This is a genomic window from Bordetella genomosp. 10 (assembly GCF_002261225.1).
Taxonomy (GTDB): Bacteria; Pseudomonadota; Gammaproteobacteria; order Burkholderiales; family Burkholderiaceae_B; genus Bordetella_C.
In genome coordinates, this window is record NZ_NEVM01000005.1 from 1,637,421 (window position 1) to 1,655,861 (window position 18,441).

Genomic DNA, 18,441 nt, shown 5'->3' on the forward strand with positions numbered 1-18,441 from the left:
CGAATTTGTTCTCGGAGATACGGAGCCTCTCGTGACTAGCGGAGGCCGAGCATTCCCTCGATGGTTCGCACCATTGATATGAGACGAGGCCCTATGTCTCTGGATAATTGATCGTCGCCGAGCAGATAGGTGGGAATGCTGCAATTGAAGACAAGGATCTCGCCGTCCGGCATGGCGCGCATTGGCACGGCTACCGCGCAAATCTGCGGCTGCCAGTCACCGAACGATGTACAGTACCCGCGCGCTGGAAAGTTACGCAGTTCCGCCTCGATGGTCGTATGGTATTCAGCCCATTGGTCCGGAACCTTTACTCTTAGCTGGTTAAGGAGCGCGGCGCGTTCTTCTGGCGTGTAGGCCGCGATCAAGGCGCGGCCCATTGCAGTCCTTGCAATGGGGAAACTAAGCCCGACGTCCGCGGGATTAGGAAGATGAGCTGGCCCCTGGCTGGTCTCGATATAGACAACATTCAGCCGGTCGCGCATGCCCAGGGCGACTGAGCCCTTTATATGATCCGCAAGCTGCTTCATTAGCGGTCTTGCAATCTGCCTGATATTCAAACTAGACAGCAGGGGATACCCGATGGACAGCACCGCTGAACCGAGCTGATATTTTCCGTTGGCACGATTGGCGCGTAGATACCCCATGCGTACCAGCGTATAGGTAAACCTTGAAATGGTCGCCTTGGCCATTCCCGTCCTGGCCGCCAATTCGGCATTGCTCAATTCCGAATCCCGCGGTGTAAAGCAGTGAAGCACGGCAAGCCCACGTCCCAACGTCATGGCGAACTGCCGGTCGTCCTCGAACTCGTCAAGAGCCACATATGAGGACGCTAAGATGGGATTCTGGCCGGGCCACCCGGCCGCTTCGGCCTGCCGCCCACGCGAGGACGATCTCGCCCGCAGCTTCCCGCTCTTGAATGCTTCCGACATTCGTGCCTCGCCAGAAAAGGGAAACGGGGACTCATGCACGTTCGGGTTCGGCAACGCCGAATAGCGATGCCGCCGCACCGAGCGCCTCGCATCTTATCAGGCGGTGGGCAAGCGCCCGGCACCATTCGGCGATGCCGGGCCGATAGCCCACCAGTTCAATTGAAATCCGTCCCGGTTGCCTTGACCAGATCAGCCCAAATGCGCGTTTCAGCGCGCATCTGGTCCGTGAAAGCAGCACGAGGCGTCCAGTCGCCACGCATGCCGAATTCGGCCACTTTCGCCTTTACCTCGGGATCCGATGCGGCCTCCTGAGCGGCCTTTTCCAGCAACTCGACAATCGGCTCCGGCGTTTTTGCGGGCGCGAAGAGGCCGAACCAGATATCAAGTTTAAGCGGCACGCCGGACTCGGCAAATGTCGGGACGTGGGGTAACGCCGGCGAACGTTCCGCACCGCTCACGGCGAGCGCGCGCAGCTTACCGGCTTTTATCAACGCCAATGCGGTCGTGGGGTCGGACATGCCCAGAGGCAACACCCCCCCGATGACGTCGGACATAAGAGGGCCAGCGCCCTTATAGGGGACGTGCCGCAGCTTGACGTTTGCCGCGACGTTGATGCTGATTCCCGCCAGATGGCCGCCCGAGCCGACTCCCCAGGAACCATAGGCGAAGTCGCCTCCCGGTTTCTTCGCCAAGGAGATCAGTTCCTCAAGGTTATGCGCCGGGAAGCTCGGGTTCGCGACCAGGATGTTTCCGCCATACGCAATTCGAGAGATGGCGACGAAGTCTTTCAACGGCACATAGGGTAAATGCGGAAAAGTGGCAGGAGCGATGACCTGTGTACCTGAAACGCCAACCAGCAGCGTATAGCCATCGGGGGCGGAACGTGCAACCTTGGCTGCGCCAATTGTGCCACTTGCTCCAGCGACGTTCTCCACGACAACGGTTTGCTTCAAGGCAGTTCCCATTCGTGCCGCGACGATACGTGCCAGAATGTCCGTGCCGCCGCCGGGAGCGAAGGGCACGATCAGGCGAATAGGTTTGTCCGGATACGCAGCCGCCGAGACGGAGGGTATCGTAGCGGCAAGCACTGACATTGCCGCTGCCGTGGCGGCGCCGAGCCGTACTGCCCTGACGTGGACGATGCAGCTCCGAAATGCATTAGCAAAACGTTTCATGGTTATCTCCGGACTCCCTGTCCTCTCGTTATTCGGAAATGACAGCCGGGCCCCGGTCGATGGGGCGAGGCGTGCCAGATCTCGTTAGGGCTCTACTACGGCAAATACAGGATCGAATACGTCGAACCCCGCGAAAATAGTGCGTACCATCGCCACATCTCCCTCCACCTGGAAATGTCCCCGATCCAATGCCTTCAGAAGGTCGGCGTCACCCGCCAGCGCCTGGATGAGATCCTTTCGACTGGTTCGGAGCACGGCGTTTGCCTTTCCGCCATGAGAGCCGGGGCGGTGGTGCAGGGCGCCATTGCTCAGCGTCAGGCTATGCACCGAATCTTCGTCCGTCATTCGCCAGTCGATGAAGCAACTGACCGACGCAAGCTCGCGGCCCTTGAGGCGAATTGCCAGATAATCCAGGAACAATGCAATGGGAAGCTGTGCGACGAGATCGGCGCTGATGACATTGCCCGACACAGCGTTGTCGGGTTTCCCCTCGCGCAGTTCACGAGCAGCAACGAGGTAGGAGTTGCGCCAGGTCGCTGACTCGGCCTGATATGCAAGCTGTTCGAAAGCATCGGCGCCGAGTTCCCGGGCATCTCGATTGGCCGGATCGGCGAAGACAGCGTGATTCATCAACTGCGCGACCCAACGAAAGTCGCCACGCTCAAAATCTTCACGAGCACGGGGCAAAATTGAATCAATGCCGCCCATATATTCAACGTACTTCGCACCTGCTTCGGACGGCGTCAGCGGATGCAGGTTTGCCGGGTTGCCATCGTAAGGACCCATGTAGTACGCGTAAATGGCTTGCACATTGTGCGCCACCGCGCCGTAGTAGCCGCGGGTGTGCCATTTCATCGAGATATCATCGGGGAAGAACAGCCTCTCGGCGATCTCCCGGGCGGTAAGGCCGTGGCTCATCAGGCGCACTGTCTGATCGTGCAGATAGCGATACAGGTCTCGCTGCTCCGTCAGGAAAGTGTTGACGCGCTCCTTTCCCGAAATGGGCCAATGGTGTTGTGCATAGACCACTTCGACCTTGTTTGCATAGCGCTCGATCGACTCGTCGAGGTAGCGTGCCCATGCGAGCGCATCCCGGATCTTTGCACCCCGCAGTGGACAGAGGTTGTGCATCGTATGACAGGCATTCTCCGCCATATTCAGCGCTCGTAGCCCTGGAAAGAAGAAGTTCATTTCCGACGGAGCTTCCGCGCCCGGTGTTAGCTGGAATTCAATTTCCAGACCGTCGATAATCATCCGCTCGCCGGTCTCCTTGATGACGCGTGTCGGCGGGATCAAGCCATACGTGCCGCGCCCTACCGCCTTACCCAGACCGCTGTCCACGTGGGAAAAAATACCGGCGTCCAGGGACGTGCCGAACTGGAAAGCGGATCGCCGACGCATGGGCACACCCGCCAGCACGGCTTCGGATACTGCCTCCTCCAGGAATTTGTCGGGCGCGACGATCTGCACGCGTCCAGACCTGACGTCCTCATCATTGACCACACCGCGCACGCCGCCGTAATGGTCACGATGGCTATGGCTGTAGAAAACTGCCAGGATCTTCCTGTTGCCGCGATGCTTGGCATAGAGGGCGAGCGACGCCGCGGCCGACTCTTCGAATGTCAAAGGGTCGATGACGATAAGCCCACTGTCGGTCTCGACGAAGGTTATGTTCGCAAGGTCGAAACCACGCACCTGATATATCCGGTCGGAGACCTTGAAGAGGCCGTGAATATAGTTCAAGCGTGCAAGCCGCCACAGACTGGGATTCACAGACGCCGGCGCATCTTCGTCTTCCAGGAAACCGTACCTCGTCATGTCCCAGACCATCTCGCCTCGCGCATTACGGATGACGGGCTCGTCGAGCGTTCCAATGAAGCCATGTCTTGCATCCTCGAAGTCCTGCACGTCTTTGAAATTGAGGGCTTCTTTCAAGCTCGCGTTGAGCTTGGCCGTCACGGGGTGCGCGGGCTTGGGCTGCGCCGCATCGGAGATTTGGGAAGTGCCGGTCATAACGAATAGTCCAAATGCAAAGTAAACGGCGAGAGCGGCGAACTTTAGCGTAGAGAACGGTGGCTTGGTACGACCGTTTCGCATAGTCGAACCAAGTCGTGAATCGACGGCCGTTGCGGTTCGGTGCGTTGGCCCTTGGCCGCGTTTGCACGGGGCTATCGTTGCTGTTCGGCCTGCCTGGCGGAAGCATCTCCGTTGCAGCGCCTCGGCCGAATATTGGGCTTTGCATCCTCTCTGGCCGCCCTGCATCCTCCGCAGGGCGGGTCTTGACTACGGCGGTCAATTTTGTATTATCAGAAATGAATTTGATAATTATTCTCAACCACGTCGATCCCGCGCTCGGTACTTTCCATGCAGACCCTTTACATCGAGCATCATCGCTGGCTGGAATCCTGGCTGCGCCGGCAGATCGGTTGCCTGCATCAGGCGGCCGACCTGGCGCATGACACGTTCGAGCAGGTGCTACGCGCGGCCGAGCCGCCTGCCCTGCGGGAGCCGCGCGCCTATCTGGCCGTGATCGCCAAGCGGGTGCTGTTCAATCACTGGCGCCGGCGGGACCTGGAGCAGGCCTATCTGGAGGCGCTGGCCGCGTTCCGGGCCGACGACTTCGCGCCGTCGGCGGAGGATTGCGCGGCGGTGCTGGAAGCGCTGGCGCGCATCGATGCCCTGCTGGAAGGCCTGGGCCCCCGGGTGCGGCAGGTTTTCCTGCTCAACCAACTCGAAGACAAGACCTACCGGGAAATCGGGCAGGAACTGGGCATGCCCGTCATCAGCGTGCGGCGCGCCATGGCCAAGGCCATCGCCGCCTGCTGCGCGCAACAAGCGGCCTGAACCGGCCATGGCTTCCGCGTCCCCCCTGGAGGCCGCCATCGACTGGATGGTGCTGATGCGTTCGGGCGAAGCCCAGCCCGACGATTGGGAACGGCTGCGCGCGTGGTGCGATGCCGATCCGCGCAACGCCAGCGCCTGGGCGCAGGTCGGCGAGGCGCTGCAGGCCTCGATGGCGCCGTTGCAGGCCGCACGCTCGCAATCGAGCGCCCAGGGCGCCGCGGTGCAGGCCGCCTTGCTGCGCCCGGCGCGCCGCCGCTCGTTGCGCAGGCTGGCCGTGCTGGCGGGCTTGGCCGCCGGCACGGGCTGGCTGCTACAGCGCCAGGGCGCGCTGCCCGCGATGATGGCCGACCTGCGCACCGGCACGGGCGAGCGCCGCAGCTTCACGCTGGAAGATGGCAGCCAAGTGGTGCTCAACGCCTGCTCCGCCGTCGACATCGATTTCTCGAGCCAGCAGAGGCTGTTGCGCCTGCGCGCCGGCGCCCTCATCGCTACCGTGATGCCCGACCCGGCGCGTCCTTTCGTGGTGGCCAGCGCCGAGGGCGCGGTGCGCGCGCTGGGCACGCGCTTCCTGGTGAGCCAGGAAACCGGCCGCACGCAAGTCGCCGTGCTCGAGCACAGCGTGCGCCTGAGCACCCGCGCGGGCGCGGAAGAGACGCTGCGCGAAGGCGAGGAGGCCTGGTTCGACGCCACGGCCATCAGCCCGCCCACGCAGGCTCGGCGTGATGCCGCGGCCTGGGAGCATGGCATGTTGGTCGCCCGGGACGAGCCGCTGGACGGGGTGATCGATGCGCTGCGTCCCTACTACCGCGGATTCATCCGCGTGGCCCCGGACGCCGCCCGCCTGCGCGTGCTGGGCGCCTTTCCGCTGGACCGCCCCGAACGGGCGATCGAGTCGCTGGCCCAGACGCTGCCTATCCACGTCGCCCGCTACGGCGACTGGCTGGTGTGGATCACGCTCCGGCAGCAGCCGGGTTGAATCGGGATCCGCCGCCGGCATAGGGACATGGCTTGCCTCGGCGCGGCCCAGGCAAAAAAAAAGACCGGACAGGGTGATCACTTTGCGGTCCGTCGTTCCACCTACATGGGAACGCTCTCTTCGCATCGCCAAGGACCCGCCCTCATGGCCCATTTCCGCCTACGTCCCGTGACGCTCGCCGCGCGCGAGCCCGCATCCTGCCTCCTGCTTGCCGCCGCCGCCGTGGCGGCCCTGGCCTGCCCACCGGCGCAGGCCCAATCCACCCCCTCGGCCCCCGCCCCGCTGCACGCCCCCAACGAGACATGGTCCTGGGACCTTCCCGCCGGCCCGCTCGACGCCACCCTGCTTCGGATTGCCCAGCGCAGCGGCCAGCCGATTTCCGTTCCGCCCGAGCTGGTGCGCGGCCGCCAGGCGCCGGCCATATCCGGGCGGCTCACGGCCGAGGGCGCGGCGCGCAGCGCCATCGCCGGCCAGCCCCTGGCGCTGATACGCACGGCCAATGGCACCCTGACGCTGCGCAGCCGTCCGGAAGGGATCGGCGGCGCCGTCACGCTCGACACGGTGAACGTCACCGCCAACAGCGCCCAGGAAACCGCCACCGGTCCGGTGCCCGGCTACGTGGCCAGGCGCAGCGCCACCGGGACCAAGACCGACACCCCCTTGATCGAGACCCCGCAGTCCGTTTCCGTCGTCACGCGCGACCAGATGGACGCCCAGGGCGCGCAGACGGTGACCGACGCCCTGCATTACACAGCGGGCGTGCTGGCCGGCTCCAATGGCGGGCAGACCCGCTTCGACAGCGTATTCGTGCGCGGATTCGGCGGCCTGTCCGACAATGCCACCTATACCCAGTACATCGACGGGTTGGGATGGCCGCACATCACCCGCACCGCGGTGCAGATGGACCCCTATGCGCTGGAGCGCGTGGAGGTGCTGCGGGGTCCGTCGTCCGTGCTCTACGGACAGGCCGAGCCCGGCGGCTTCGTCAACATGATCAGCAAGAGCCCGACCACGGAGCCCCTGCACGAACTGATGCTGCAATACGGCAACCACGACAACAAGGCCGTGGGCGTGGACCTGGGCGGCGCGCTGAACGACTCGGGCACGCTGAGCTACCGCCTCGCGGGGCTGGTGCGCGATTCGAGCACCGGCGTGGATTACCAGAAGGACGAGCGCCAGTTCGTCGCGCCGTCGATCCGCTGGGCGCCCGACGCCGACACGTCGCTGACCCTGCGCGCCTTTTTCCAGCACGATCCGCGCCAGCCGGATACGAGCTTCGTGCCATACGAATATGCCGGGGTGGGCAGCACGACCAGCCCCTACGGCAAGCTGCCGAAGCACTATTTCCAGGGCGATCCCGACTACGACAGCTTCAGCCGCACCATCAAGACGATAGGATGGGAGTTCGAGCACCGCTTCAACGATACGTGGAAGGTCCGCCAGAACTTCCGGGCCGGCTGGTTCAACAGCGACACCCGCCAACTGAGCAACAACGAAGTCTCGGCCGACTACCTGTCCGTGTCCCGCTACGCGATACGTCACCTGGCCGACGTCAACACCGTGGAAATGGACAACCAGGTGGAGGCACGCTTCGACACGGGCGCGGTCGAACATACCGTATTGATCGGGCTGGACTGGCGCCACACCGATTCCCACCTGGACTACGGCTACAGCTACGACGTGCCGGATCAAACCGTCTATCACCCCACATACGGATACCGCATCGGGCTACCCGCCTTCCTCCAACACACCGGCTCCGAAGCACAGCAGACCGGCCTGTATGTGCAGGACCAGATGCGCGCAGGCCGGTGGAGCCTGCTCGCCGGCTTGCGGCGGGACCACGCCACCGACGACATCGACGTCACGCGCCTGTCCACGGGCGCGGTCTCCTCGACCCGCACGTCCGACGACGCCACCACCGGGCGCGTGGGCGCGGTCTACCAGGCGGACAACGGCATCGCGCCCTATGTCAGCTACTCCACCTCGTTCGATCCCGTGGTCGGCTCCACGGATCGCCAGGGCGAGCCCTTCAGGCCCACCAAGGGCAAGCAACTGGAAGCCGGGGTGCGCTGGCAGCCGCCGGGGACCCGCTCGATGTACACCGTTTCGGTCTACGAGATCAAGCAGCGCAACGTGCTCAGCGCGGATCCCGTCGACAGCGACTACAGCGTGCAGACAGGCGAGATCCGCTCGCGCGGGATCGAGTTCGAAGGCAAGATGCAGTTGACGCGCGACCTCAACCTGCTCGCCAACTATTCCTACAGCGCGGTGAAGGTCACCGAGAGCACCACCGCGGGGGCACGGGGCAAGCGCCCCGTCGCCACGCCCTCCACCCTCGCCTCGGCCTGGCTGGATTACCGCCTCGCCGGACTGGGCTTGCCGAATCTGACGGTAGGCGCGGGCGTGCGTTACGTCGGGCATACCTACGCCGACGAGGCGAATACCGTGCGCGTGCCGAGCTATACCCTGGTCGACGCCATGGCGCGCTATGACATCAACAAGTCGCTGTCGCTCGCCGTCAATGCGCTCAATCTCGCCAACAGGCAGTATGTCGCGGCGTGCTCCTACGGGACATGCTGGCAGGGATCGGGTCGCAGCGTGGTGGCCACGATGAAATACCGTTGGTAAGCCGAGGCCCCCAAGGCCTCGACAAGCCGAAGCGGGAAACAACGGGCCGGACCGAGGCCACGGACCGCGATGCGTCATGCCCCCTGCACCGCTCGCTTCACCGCATCGAGCTGCCGCGCGGCGCCGGCGGCGAGGAAGCCGAGATCGGTGCCGGTGGAGATGAAGCGCACGCCGAGATCGAAGACGCGGCGCATCGCTGCGGGGCGGTTCGCGATGCCGCCGGCGCCGACGAATTTCCCATGCGGGCGGGCGGCCGCGACAACCTTGGCGAAAGCGTCGACGACGGCGTCATCGTCGGCGCCCGCCCAGCCCAGCTCCGCGCCGAGATCGCCGGCGCCGACGAACAGCATGTCCACACCCGCCACGGCGGCGATGGCGTCGGCCGCGGCGAGGCCGGCCGCGCTTTCCACCATCACCGCGATGAAGATGGTCTCGTTCAACGCGGCACAAGCCTGCGCGGCCGGAAAGCTTCGATAGTGCAACAACGCCTGGCCCGTGCCCATGGACCGCGTCCCTCGCGGCGGATACAGCGCGGCCGATACGGCGGCGCGCGCCTGGGCGGCGTCCTCGATGTGGGGCAGGATCAGCCCCATGGCGCCGCCATCCAGCACCCTGCCGATCAAGGAACTATCGAGGCCGGGCAGGCGCACCAGGGGGACGACGCCCGCCTCGCGCGCCGCGTGGCACAACTTCGCGGCGGTCTCCAGCGACAGGACGCTGTGTTCGAGGTCGACGTATAGCGCGTCGAAGCCCGCGCTGGCCGCGATGCGCCCGATTTCATGGCTGCGCGACATGCGCAGGCTCATGGACGTGGCCAGCTCGCCGCGCGCGAGCCGCTCTCTCAGGGGATTGCGGGTCAAGGTGGACAGGTCGTCGGTCGGCATGGCCATCGCGCGCTCAGATATGGATGGGACAGAACGGCGCGGGGGTCATGATCTTGACCTCCTGCGCCACGAAGGTGCCGCGGTTTCCGGCCTTGAAGTCGTGCCAGGCGGGATCCTCATCCAGGGCCCGGCGCCGCGTTTCCCGGTCGGCCAGGCTGTCGTAGACCCAGATGTGGACCACCTGGTTGAGCGGACCGATGTCGCTGACGAAGAAGCCCAGCAGCCTGCCGAGATGCTTGCGTTGCAGCGGCAAGGCATCCCGCTCGTAGCGGACCAGGTAGTCGTCCATGCGGCCATGGGCCACCGTGTAGGTGCGTTGTTCGAAGATCATGCGGCGATCCTATTCCGTGCGGATGCCGGCCTGTTTCAGCCAAGGCACCCAGCGGGCGAAATCCGCGTCCAGGCGTTTCTGGAAGGCGGCAGTGTCCTGCGGATTGCTGAAGCCGGCATCGGCCAGCTTCGCCGCCGCCGCCGGCTGCTTCACCGTCCGCGCCAGCGCGTCGGCCAGCGCCTGCTTCGTCTTCGCCGGCACGCCCGCCGGCACGAAGACGCCGTACCAGTTGGTCATCAGCAACTGGGGCATGCCGGCCTCCTGCGCGGTCGGGATGTCCGGCAGCAGGGGCGAGCGCCGGGTGTCGAAGATCACCAGCCCCTTCAACCTGCCGTCCTGGATGTAGGGCTTGAGCACGGGCACGTCGGCGTTCACCAGGTCGATGGTGCCCGCCATGAGATCCACCAGCGCCGGCGCCGCGCCGCGGTAGGGGATGTGCACGAGCGGCACCTTGGCGGCGCGGGCATAGAGTTCGGCGCCGATCTGCATGGTGCTGCCCACGCCCGTCGACCCGTAATTGAGCTTCGTTCGCGCCGCCTTCGCGGTCAACTCTTTCAGCGTATCCACGCCCAGGCCCGGCCTTACCGCCAGCATGGTCTGCACCTCGCCCAGCAGGTAGACCGGTTCCAAGTCCTTGCGTGGATCGTAGGGCAGCCGGGGCGTGGTGCCGGCGCTCATCACCAGGCTGGAGGTGGTCAGCAGCAGGGTCGCGCCGTCGGCGGGCGCCTTGGACGCATAGGCCGCGCCTACCGTCCCGCCCGCGCCGCCGCGGTTCTCCACGATGACGGACTTGCCGAGCGCCTGGCTCAGGCCGGGCGCGACGATGCGCGCGATCTGGTCGGCCGGTCCGCCGGGCGCGAAGGGAACGACGATCTTGACGACTTCGGTCGCGGCGACCGGCGCGGCCACGCAGCAGCCGGCCGCGACAAGGACGGCGCACGCAAGGCGCCTGCGGGTCTGGATGAACACGGCGTTGTCTCCTCGAGCTCGACGGCTCGTTTTTCATGGGCGCCGGCGGCGGCCGCCGGCTGTCAGTGGCCGGCCCGCGCCGTCCCGAAGCGAGGTTCGGGCAGCCCGCGCACGCCGACGTCCAGCGCCAGCAGCGCGCCGGCCAGCGGCTCCGCGGCCTGCTCCTGCGGCGTGAACCGCTGGGAATGACTGGTGATGTACAAGGTTGCCAACCCCTCCCCGCCGAAAGCCGGGCAGGTGGGATTGGTGACGGGCAACTGGATCACCCGGTCGACGCGGCCATCGGGCGCCAGCCGGACGAGCTGTCCCGACGCCACCATGCAGTTCCAGACGTAGCCCTGCGCGTCCACCGTGGCGCCGTCGGGCCGGCCCTTCTGGTGCGTCCAGTCCTTGAACACGCGCCGGTTCGACAGCGCGCCCGCCGCGATGTCGTAATCGAAGGCCCAGATGACCTGGTTGTGCGTATCGGCGAAGTACATGGTGCGGTCGTCCGGACTGAAGCAGATCGCGTTCGGCAGCACGAAGCCGTCCAGCATGGCGGTGCAACGTCCATCCGGCTCCACGCGATACAGGGTGCCCAACGGCTCCCGGCGGGTGTCGTGCATGCTGCCGACCCAGAAGCGTCCGCGCCGGTCGCACTTGCCGTCATTCAGGCGCATGCCGGCCGCGCCCTGTAGCGGATCGGCGATGCGGCGGGCCGCCTCGCCGGTCGCGGGATCGAAGACGAACAGGCCGCCCGGCGCCGCGAGCAGGAAACCGCCCTCCTCCCGCAACGCGATGGAGCCGGTGATCAAGTCCGGATGCAGGCGCTGCGCGGCATGGCGGCCGGTGGCCGGATCGAAGGACTGCAGGGCCGGCCGGCGCACGTCCACCCACCACAGGCGCTGCGTGCGCTCGCACCACAGCGGCACCTCGCCCAGGATGTCGGCGCTTTGCGCCGCTACGGTAATCGGCAGATCGGTCTCTATCATCGTTCGCTCCTCGCGCTTGTCTTTTGTGCTTGTCATTTGTATTTGGTGGCGGCCAAGGTGGCCAGGTCGATGCCCGCGGCGATGTCGGCCTTCTGACGGTTGTCGCCCGCGTCGATCTTCTCGGCCTGCGCCAGCACCGCCGTGGCGTGCGCATAGGGCACGAAAACCACGCCCGCCTCGTCCGCCAGCACCAGGTCGCCCGCGTCGACGGCCACACCGGCGATGCGGACGCGGCCGTTGATCTCTATGGTCTGCAAGCGCCACTTGCCGGTGATGGGCGTCACGCCGCGCGACCAGATCGGGAAGCCGCGCTCGCGGCTGCTGTCGGGGTCGCGGAAGGAACCGTCGATGACCGCCCCCGCGCAGCCGGCGCGATGGGCCACGGCGGCAGACTGCCCGCCCATGTTGGACACGCCCGCCAGGCCCTCGATGACCACCACGTCGCCGGGCAGCGCCTGGTTATAGGCCTCGTGCTCGCCCATCATGCCCTTGCCGCTGGCCGCGGCGACGGAAGGGTTCACGCCCCGCTCGACGTTGCGCACGGTGACGGCCTGGCCGACCATGCGGCGCGCGCCCAGCGTGGGCGCGAGCACGGACGCGGGAATCGCGCCCGACAGCCCCAGGTTGTCCATCGCGTCGGACACGGTGCCCGTCAGGTCTTCGAGCGCGGCGTAGCGCGCCAGCACGTCGGGCGGCAGCCGCGGCAGCTCGGCGCGGCGGATGGCTTCGGGCGGCACGCGGCCGGTAAGGGGTTTGCTGGTCATGGCGATTCGGGGTCCAGGGAGTTTGCGTCCGAGCGTCTTCAGCCCGGCAGCGTTGAAGCGGCGGCCGGCGCGCGCAGGACGATGTCCGCTTCCGCGAGGGGCAGGCCGCGCGCATGACGGTCGATGTTTCCCAGCACGTGGCCCGCGATGTTCGGCACGTTGTCGATGACGCTGCCCGCCGAATGCGGCGTGACGACGACATTGTCCAGCCCCAGCAGCGGATTGCCCGCCGGCGCCGGTTCCTGCGCGAACGTGTCCAGTCCTGCGCCGCCGAGATGGCCCGACCGCAGCGCTTCCAGCAGGGCCGCCTCATCCACGATCTCGCCGCGCGCGGTGTTGATCAGGACGGCGCCCGGCTTCATGGCGCGCAGGGCATCCGCTCCCATCATCCCGCGGCTGGCGTCGGTCAGCGGCAGGTGCAGGCTGAGGATGTCGGCCTGGGCGAGCAGTTCATCGAAGCCGGCGTAGCGCGCGCCGAACGCCCGCTCCGTGACCGCGTCGGCGCGCCGCACGTCGTGATAGAGGATGGTCGCGTCGAAGCCGCGCAGGCGATGCGCCAGCGTCCGCGCGATGTTGCCGAAGCCCAGCAGGCCGACGGTGCGCCCGGCGATCTGGCGGCATACGCCGCGCAGGCGGGCGGGCTCCCAGATGCCGGCCCGCACCTGGCGATCGGCCAGGGGCAGGCGGCGGTAGACCGCCAGCATCAGCGCCAGGGCATGTTCCGCAACGGGCCCCGCGCTGGCGCCCGCCGTGATCGCCACGGGCAGGCCGCGGGCACGGGCGGCCTCCAGGTCGATCTTGTCCACCCCGATGCCCCACTTCTGGATGAAGCGCAGCTTCGGCGCCGCCGCGATCAGGTCCGCCGTCACCCAGGACCCCGCCGACACGATCACGTCGGCGTCGCTTACGAGGCGGCGATGCGTCTCCGGATCCGTCGTCTCGGAGAACCGGAGCTGCTGGCCGGCGTGCGCGCAGCCGCGCACCACCTCGCGCACCTCGGGCGTCATGGGGGTAAGGAAAACGATGTTCAGCGTCATGGTGTCTCCTCGGTCCAGCGAAAGATAACGACACCCCCCGCCATCCGCGAAGATTCCAAATACTGCGACTTTTTCCTTTTCCCGCTACTCGTCCGAGGCTTGCGCTATGCTTGGCCGGTGAAACGCGCCAAGACCAACAGCACCGCGGAAGATCCCGGCACCAGCCTGGGCCGGGCATTCGCTGTCCTTGAACTTTTCACCCTCGGCCACCCGGTGGTCGCCGTCGACTACGTCACCGCGCAATTGGGCTATACGCGGTCGACCGCCTACCGGTACCTGCGGGAATTGTGCAGTGCGGGACTCATCACGCAGGCCGCGCCCGGCGTCTACAGCCTGGGGCCGCGCATCATCGAACTCGAGCGCTTGATGGCCCTCACCGACCCGCTGTACCGGGCCGGGCAGGCGGTCCTGGCGCGGGAGCCGCAAGACAATACGGCGCTGCTGCTGCACAACCTGTACGAAGACAAGGTCTTGTGCATTCTCAAGGCCGGCCCGGACGTGCTGGAATGCGGCGGGCAGCGGATCACCATCCGCCGCGCCCGCGGCATTCCCTTCCCGCTGTTTCATGGCGCGGCGTCGCTGGCCCTGTTGCCATGGCTACCGGCGCAGCGGATCCTGCAGACCTATCTGCAAAGCCCCAAGGCGATCGCCGGCGCGGGCCTGGGCAACGATTGGGAAGGGTTTCGCCACGCCATGGCCGCCGTGCGTCGGACCGGCTATGCCACCAGCAGCGGCACCATCACCCCGCTGCTCAGCGGCGTGGCGGTGCCCATCCTGTCGCCCAGCGGCAGGCTGCTGGGCAGCCTCGCGCGCACCATGCCGACCGAGACCTTGACCCCTGGCGCGGAAGCCGAACACGCCAGGACCCTGCGCGTCCTCGCCCAACTGGTGGCGCACGCCTGCTGCGATGCCTCCGCGGCCAGGCGCGGAGATGCCGAAATGGCCTCTCCCCAGCGCTCAGCCTCCCGCAAGCGGCCGTTGCATCCACAAGACGAATGCCCAAACGAGAAGCAGCAGGACGAACGCACTCCCGGCGATACGGGCATAGGCCGCGGACGTCGTGGATGGCGCGGGAACATACCGGATCCAGGTCACCGCTAGCCATAGCGGCACGAGAATGGCAGCGCCAAGGCCGATGAACCATCCGAACTGTACGAGCCGTTCGTGCCACGTCTCGCCAGCGCCTGCGCGATATTCGAGAAATAGCGCCAGGCAGACGCAGCATCCCAGGAGGTGGCTCCGGCATGCCCCGGGATGATGCCGGACAAGTGCAATAGAATATTCGACTATCACAAGAACAACGACAGTTGACACGGAGATATGCATGCGCAAGGTCAAGAAGTGCCTGGCGATCGTCCTGTATACCTTGGGGCCGGCCTTTTTCCTGTGCATGTTCTTCTCGCCGCGGTTTTCCTATCAATTGCTGGATCGCGCATTCAGCTCGTATGTCACCGTGCAGGCCACGCCCCGCGACTGCGCGCTGGTGCGCCGGGGGAACGCGCACGAAGACGGGATAGTCTGCACGCTGGACTATGCCGCGAACGGCAAGGCGGCGTCCGTCAAGGCCGTGGCGTGGGAGTCCGAGAGCATTTTCAATACGCAGGCGGCGCTGCATCGCCGGCTCGCGGCCTTTGTCCAGGGGCAGCCGGTCGATATCGACATCGATCCGGACCATGATTTCAAGCGTCCGCAAGTGGTGCCCCAGGACTGGTTCCAGGCCTCGGCGGCCGGCCTGAACCTGCTGGTCTTTGTCGGCCTGTTCGCGGGCGTCGGCTACGCCTGCACCGCCCTGAATGACGCGCCCGGGCGTCGCGCCGACTACGACTATGACGCGCATGGCGAACTGGTTCGTAAACGCGGCGCGGGCGTCGCCGGCGGCGTGAAACTGCTCCTGGCATGGCTGCTGTGGTGTTTGTTATTGCTCGCCATGTGCTATCTCTGGACCAACCGGCCGGCAAACCACCGGCTGCTTCTCGGCCGCGAACTGGCGCCGACGCCCGCCATCCTGACCCATTGCGAGTCGGCCTATACCGGCTACAAGGGGCATGACCAGATCGAATGCGACACCGCCTATTGGTGGCAGGGCCGGAAATTGCGCGGACAGGCCGAGGCCATCGATTTTCGCTTCTTTCCCACCGACGCCCGGCTCGACCGCGCGGTAGAAGCCGCCGAGGGACGCCACGTCCAGGCTTATGTCGATCCCGCCCAACCCAGCTATGCGATCGCTTTCGTCAATGACGATATCTTCGTGCCGTCGACCCAGGGCCTGGGGAATATCATGTGGACCGTCATTTTCTGCGCGCTGACCCTGGGCTTGATCTTCACGAGCCGCTATCGTTCGCGCTAGCGCCATGGCAACGCACTGGAAAACAATTGCATGACGGCGATGACCTTGCTCAAACTGCCGATAGTCGTGTGCTTGCTGGCGCTGCTGGCCCTCCTGCTATTGCTGGTCAAGCGCTCGCGCATGTCCCGGGGCCAGGAAGGCAGCGCGGCGGGCCGCGCGGGCATCAAGCCATGGCTGCTTGCGCCGGCATTCCTGGCCGTGGCGGCGGCGTTCACCGTTTCCATCCTGCTGAGCCGGTCGACCGGACAGGATGCCGCGAGCAACGGCGAAAGCCTGGGGCCGGGCATCTACGCGCGCTATCAAGGCCGCATCTACATGAACATCGGCGGCCAGGGCGAGTACCTCCTGCCGGACGCCGATGCCGCCAGCTTCGGCCCGTTCCCAGACCACGAACTGGATTCCAGGAATATCGGCAGGGACCGGAATGCCGTTTATTGCGGCTCCCAGGCCATCGTGCAGCTTCGTCCCGAACAGGTTCGCTTCGTCGGCCACGGCTACGTCAGCGACGGCAACCGTGCGTGGTACTGCACCTGGGAAAAGGACAACGCGTCCTACCACTGGTGGCAGGACATCCTGAACAGCCGCGATGAAGACAGCCCGGAAAAACCTCGTTTCAGAGACTATGTGCTCGTACCGCTGGAGCCGGTGCATGCCGCGGACTTGAAGATCGTGAATGCCGCCTATGCGCAGGATGGCGTGCATGCCTATTACGAAGGCCGCCTGATCGCCGGCGCGGATGGCGCGTCGCTGCAGACGGTCAAGGTCACATCGGGCCAGGACCATCCGGAGGGATATACCGACGATCACTACGTGCGCGACGGCCGCCATGTGTATTTCGACGGCGTGCCCTTGCCCGAGGCCCATCCGGCGGCGTTCCTCGCCTTCATGCCCGACAGCGACCAATGGAACACCCGCTATGGGCTGGACAAGGCCACCGGGCAGTTCTATGCGGGCGCAACGCCGTTTCCCGCCAAGGTCGACGGCGTGGACAGCAGCGCGCTGCATCTGCTGGTCGCCGACCGGGACCGCGCCAACCACGAACTCTTCTACAACGCCTCGGGCATCTGGTTCTGGGATTATCAGGACCAGGCGCTCAAGCGCGGCTGCGCGTATCCCTTTGCAGGGACTCCGACCATGCTTTCGTCCGGCATATGGATCGATGGCCGCAATGCCTTCTTCAGCCGGACCATCGACGACTGGCGAAACGGCAGAAACGATAAATCCCTGGCGGCCCGCAAGACGCAGTTGTGGATGCTGCCCGACGCAGAATTGACCAAGGTGGCCGACCTGCCCGGCAAGAACGGCCACGTGCGGGGAACCCTGTGGAAGGGAGGCGCCCAACTGTATTTCGCGCCCAGCATCGGCCAGAATTATTTCCTGCACGATGCCTTGTATCTCGTCAGGAACGAGGAAGGACTGAAACGCGACCTCCTGACGGACCACTATTACGTGACGATCTTCAAATCCGAGGACGTCGAGCGGCTGGATTCATCGGACAGCACGGTCGTCTGCCGGATGTCGTCGGATTACCCGTCCATGTGGGCATTCTGGAAATGATGCGGCGCCTGGCCATTCAGGCGCGGAAGGACCCACCTGTCAAGCCTCGTCCGGCACCCGCGCCGCGACGTCCTTCTGCAATTGCTCCTTCGCCAGGCAGCGAATCGCCGCGATCAGCTTCTGGCAGGCGACCGACGGCGGCGTCAGGTTCGAATGGCTGGCCCAGATGCCGATGCGCGGATCCTCGTCCAGCGGCCGGATGATGGTTCGCTCGCGAATCTCGGGCGGCAGGCTGGCCGCGTTGACGATGGCCGAACCCAGGCCGTTCTTGGCATAGGCGGAGGCCGCCACGGGCGTGTCCGCCTCGATGGCACAGACCGCATCGGCGTGCGAGCCCAGGAAGCGGCGCAAGGTTTTTCCCAGCGGCGCTTGCGGCGGGTAGCCGATCCATGGATGCGACAGGAAGTCCTCGGCGCGTATCACTGCCTTGTACCGCAGCGGCGAGGTGCGCGGCATCACGCAGACCACCTTGTCCTCGCCGACCTGCTGGGTCGCCAGGCGCGGATGCTCGATCGGCGTCAGGGAAATGCCCAGGTCCACATTGCCGCTCAATAGTTCATGCGCGACTTCGGCCGCCTTGAAGGTGCGCGTCAGGGCGCGAAGGTTGCGCACGTGCGATTGCAGGCTGGTCAGGGCCAGCGGCAGCAAGGTCTGCTCGAAACAGGAACTGGTGGCGATCTTCAGCACGGCCATGCTGCCCTGGGCGAGATTGGCGGCCAGGCTGTTGATGCCGCGCATGCGCTCGTAGACGTCCTCGATCTCGGCGTACAGGCGCCGCGCCTCGGGCGTGGGCACCAGGCGGCGCTTGGTGCGTTCGAACAGCGGATAGCCCAGGCGCGATTCGGCCAGCGCCAGCGTGCGGCTCAGGGCGGGTTGCGAGACGTGCAGTATCTTGCCGGCGCTGCATATCGAGCCGGACAGCATGATGGCCCGGAAGATTTCGATATGACGCAGGTTCAGCGGACGCTGGTCCGTGGATGCGCCAACTTCGGCGGTATGGGACAAGAGGGCTTGCTCCATCGAGGCCTC

General features: G+C 65.8%; 16 protein-coding genes. 6 read left to right on the forward strand and 10 right to left on the reverse strand.

Annotated elements, in window-relative coordinates:
• Positions 1 to 35: 35 nt before the first annotated feature.
• The 3 genes from CAL29_RS23405 to CAL29_RS23415 all read right to left on the reverse strand — a co-directional run bounded on the left by CAL29_RS23405 (position 36) and on the right by CAL29_RS23415 (position 4,117).
• The gene (locus CAL29_RS23405; protein WP_094855354.1) at positions 36 to 929 is read right to left on the reverse strand and encodes an IclR family transcriptional regulator; all 894 of its coding nucleotides are present in this window, start codon (positions 927 to 929) and stop codon (positions 36 to 38) included.
• Positions 930 to 1,084: 155 nt separating this feature from the next.
• On the reverse strand, positions 1,085 to 2,104 hold the full coding sequence (locus CAL29_RS23410) for a Bug family tripartite tricarboxylate transporter substrate binding protein (RefSeq protein WP_256977691.1): 1,020 nt from the start codon (positions 2,102 to 2,104) through the stop codon (positions 1,085 to 1,087).
• Positions 2,105 to 2,188: 84 nt separating this feature from the next.
• Positions 2,189 to 4,117: an alkyl/aryl-sulfatase gene (locus CAL29_RS23415; RefSeq protein ID WP_094855355.1), complete on the reverse strand. Its 1,929-nt coding sequence runs from the start codon at positions 4,115 to 4,117 to the stop codon at positions 2,189 to 2,191.
• A 351-nt stretch (positions 4,118 to 4,468) separates the two neighbouring features.
• Between CAL29_RS23415 and CAL29_RS23420 the strand changes: the two genes are divergently transcribed.
• The 3 genes from CAL29_RS23420 (at position 4,469) to CAL29_RS23430 (ending at position 8,552) form a co-directional block, all read left to right on the forward strand.
• On the forward strand, positions 4,469 to 4,948 hold the full coding sequence (locus CAL29_RS23420; RefSeq protein ID WP_094855356.1) for a sigma-70 family RNA polymerase sigma factor: 480 nt from the start codon (positions 4,469 to 4,471) through the stop codon (positions 4,946 to 4,948).
• 7 nt (positions 4,949 to 4,955) lie between these two features.
• A complete protein-coding gene (locus CAL29_RS23425) occupies positions 4,956 to 5,924 on the forward strand; it encodes a FecR family protein (RefSeq protein WP_094855357.1) in 969 nt (322 codons plus the stop codon).
• A gap of 144 nt (positions 5,925 to 6,068) precedes the next feature.
• On the forward strand, positions 6,069 to 8,552 hold the full coding sequence (locus tag CAL29_RS23430) for a TonB-dependent siderophore receptor (protein WP_179284151.1): 2,484 nt from the start codon (positions 6,069 to 6,071) through the stop codon (positions 8,550 to 8,552).
• Positions 8,553 to 8,626: 74 nt separating this feature from the next.
• Here CAL29_RS23430 and CAL29_RS23435 read toward each other — a convergent pair whose 3' ends face one another.
• From CAL29_RS23435 to CAL29_RS23460, 6 genes are all read right to left on the reverse strand, one after another.
• A complete protein-coding gene (locus tag CAL29_RS23435; RefSeq protein ID WP_094855359.1) occupies positions 8,627 to 9,442 on the reverse strand; it encodes an HpcH/HpaI aldolase family protein in 816 nt (271 codons plus the stop codon).
• A gap of 7 nt (positions 9,443 to 9,449) precedes the next feature.
• Positions 9,450 to 9,767, reverse strand: a complete 318-nt coding sequence (locus tag CAL29_RS23440; RefSeq protein ID WP_094855360.1) for an NIPSNAP family protein — start codon at positions 9,765 to 9,767, stop codon at positions 9,450 to 9,452.
• 9 nt (positions 9,768 to 9,776) lie between these two features.
• Positions 9,777 to 10,736 (reverse strand): Bug family tripartite tricarboxylate transporter substrate binding protein, encoded by a 960-nt coding sequence (locus CAL29_RS23445; RefSeq protein WP_094855361.1) that lies wholly within the window; start codon positions 10,734 to 10,736, stop codon positions 9,777 to 9,779.
• A gap of 62 nt (positions 10,737 to 10,798) precedes the next feature.
• Positions 10,799 to 11,707 (reverse strand): SMP-30/gluconolactonase/LRE family protein, encoded by a 909-nt coding sequence (locus CAL29_RS23450; RefSeq protein ID WP_094855362.1) that lies wholly within the window; start codon positions 11,705 to 11,707, stop codon positions 10,799 to 10,801.
• Between the two features lie 32 nt (positions 11,708 to 11,739).
• Entirely contained in the window at positions 11,740 to 12,471 is a 732-nt protein-coding gene (locus CAL29_RS23455) for an RraA family protein (RefSeq protein ID WP_094855363.1), read from the reverse strand.
• Positions 12,472 to 12,509: 38 nt separating this feature from the next.
• Complete coding sequence (locus CAL29_RS23460; RefSeq protein ID WP_094855364.1) at positions 12,510 to 13,508, reverse strand: 2-hydroxyacid dehydrogenase; 999 nt, start codon at positions 13,506 to 13,508, stop codon at positions 12,510 to 12,512.
• Positions 13,509 to 13,625: 117 nt separating this feature from the next.
• Here CAL29_RS23460 and CAL29_RS31395 point away from each other — a divergent pair, with 117 nt between their 5' ends.
• The 3 genes from CAL29_RS31395 to CAL29_RS23480 all read left to right on the forward strand — a co-directional run bounded on the left by CAL29_RS31395 (position 13,626) and on the right by CAL29_RS23480 (position 17,412).
• Positions 13,626 to 14,609, forward strand: a complete 984-nt coding sequence (locus CAL29_RS31395) for an IclR family transcriptional regulator (protein WP_179284152.1) — start codon at positions 13,626 to 13,628, stop codon at positions 14,607 to 14,609.
• 223 nt (positions 14,610 to 14,832) lie between these two features.
• Positions 14,833 to 15,855 (forward strand): DUF3592 domain-containing protein, encoded by a 1,023-nt coding sequence (locus CAL29_RS23475; protein WP_094855365.1) that lies wholly within the window; start codon positions 14,833 to 14,835, stop codon positions 15,853 to 15,855.
• Between the two features lie 30 nt (positions 15,856 to 15,885).
• The gene (locus CAL29_RS23480) at positions 15,886 to 17,412 is read left to right on the forward strand and encodes a DKNYY domain-containing protein (RefSeq protein ID WP_094855366.1); all 1,527 of its coding nucleotides are present in this window, start codon (positions 15,886 to 15,888) and stop codon (positions 17,410 to 17,412) included.
• 39 nt (positions 17,413 to 17,451) lie between these two features.
• On the opposite strand, the gene CAL29_RS23485 is transcribed toward CAL29_RS23480, so the two are convergent.
• Entirely contained in the window at positions 17,452 to 18,432 is a 981-nt protein-coding gene (locus CAL29_RS23485; RefSeq protein WP_179284153.1) for a LysR family transcriptional regulator, read from the reverse strand.
• Between the last annotated feature and the right edge of the window lie 9 nt (positions 18,433 to 18,441).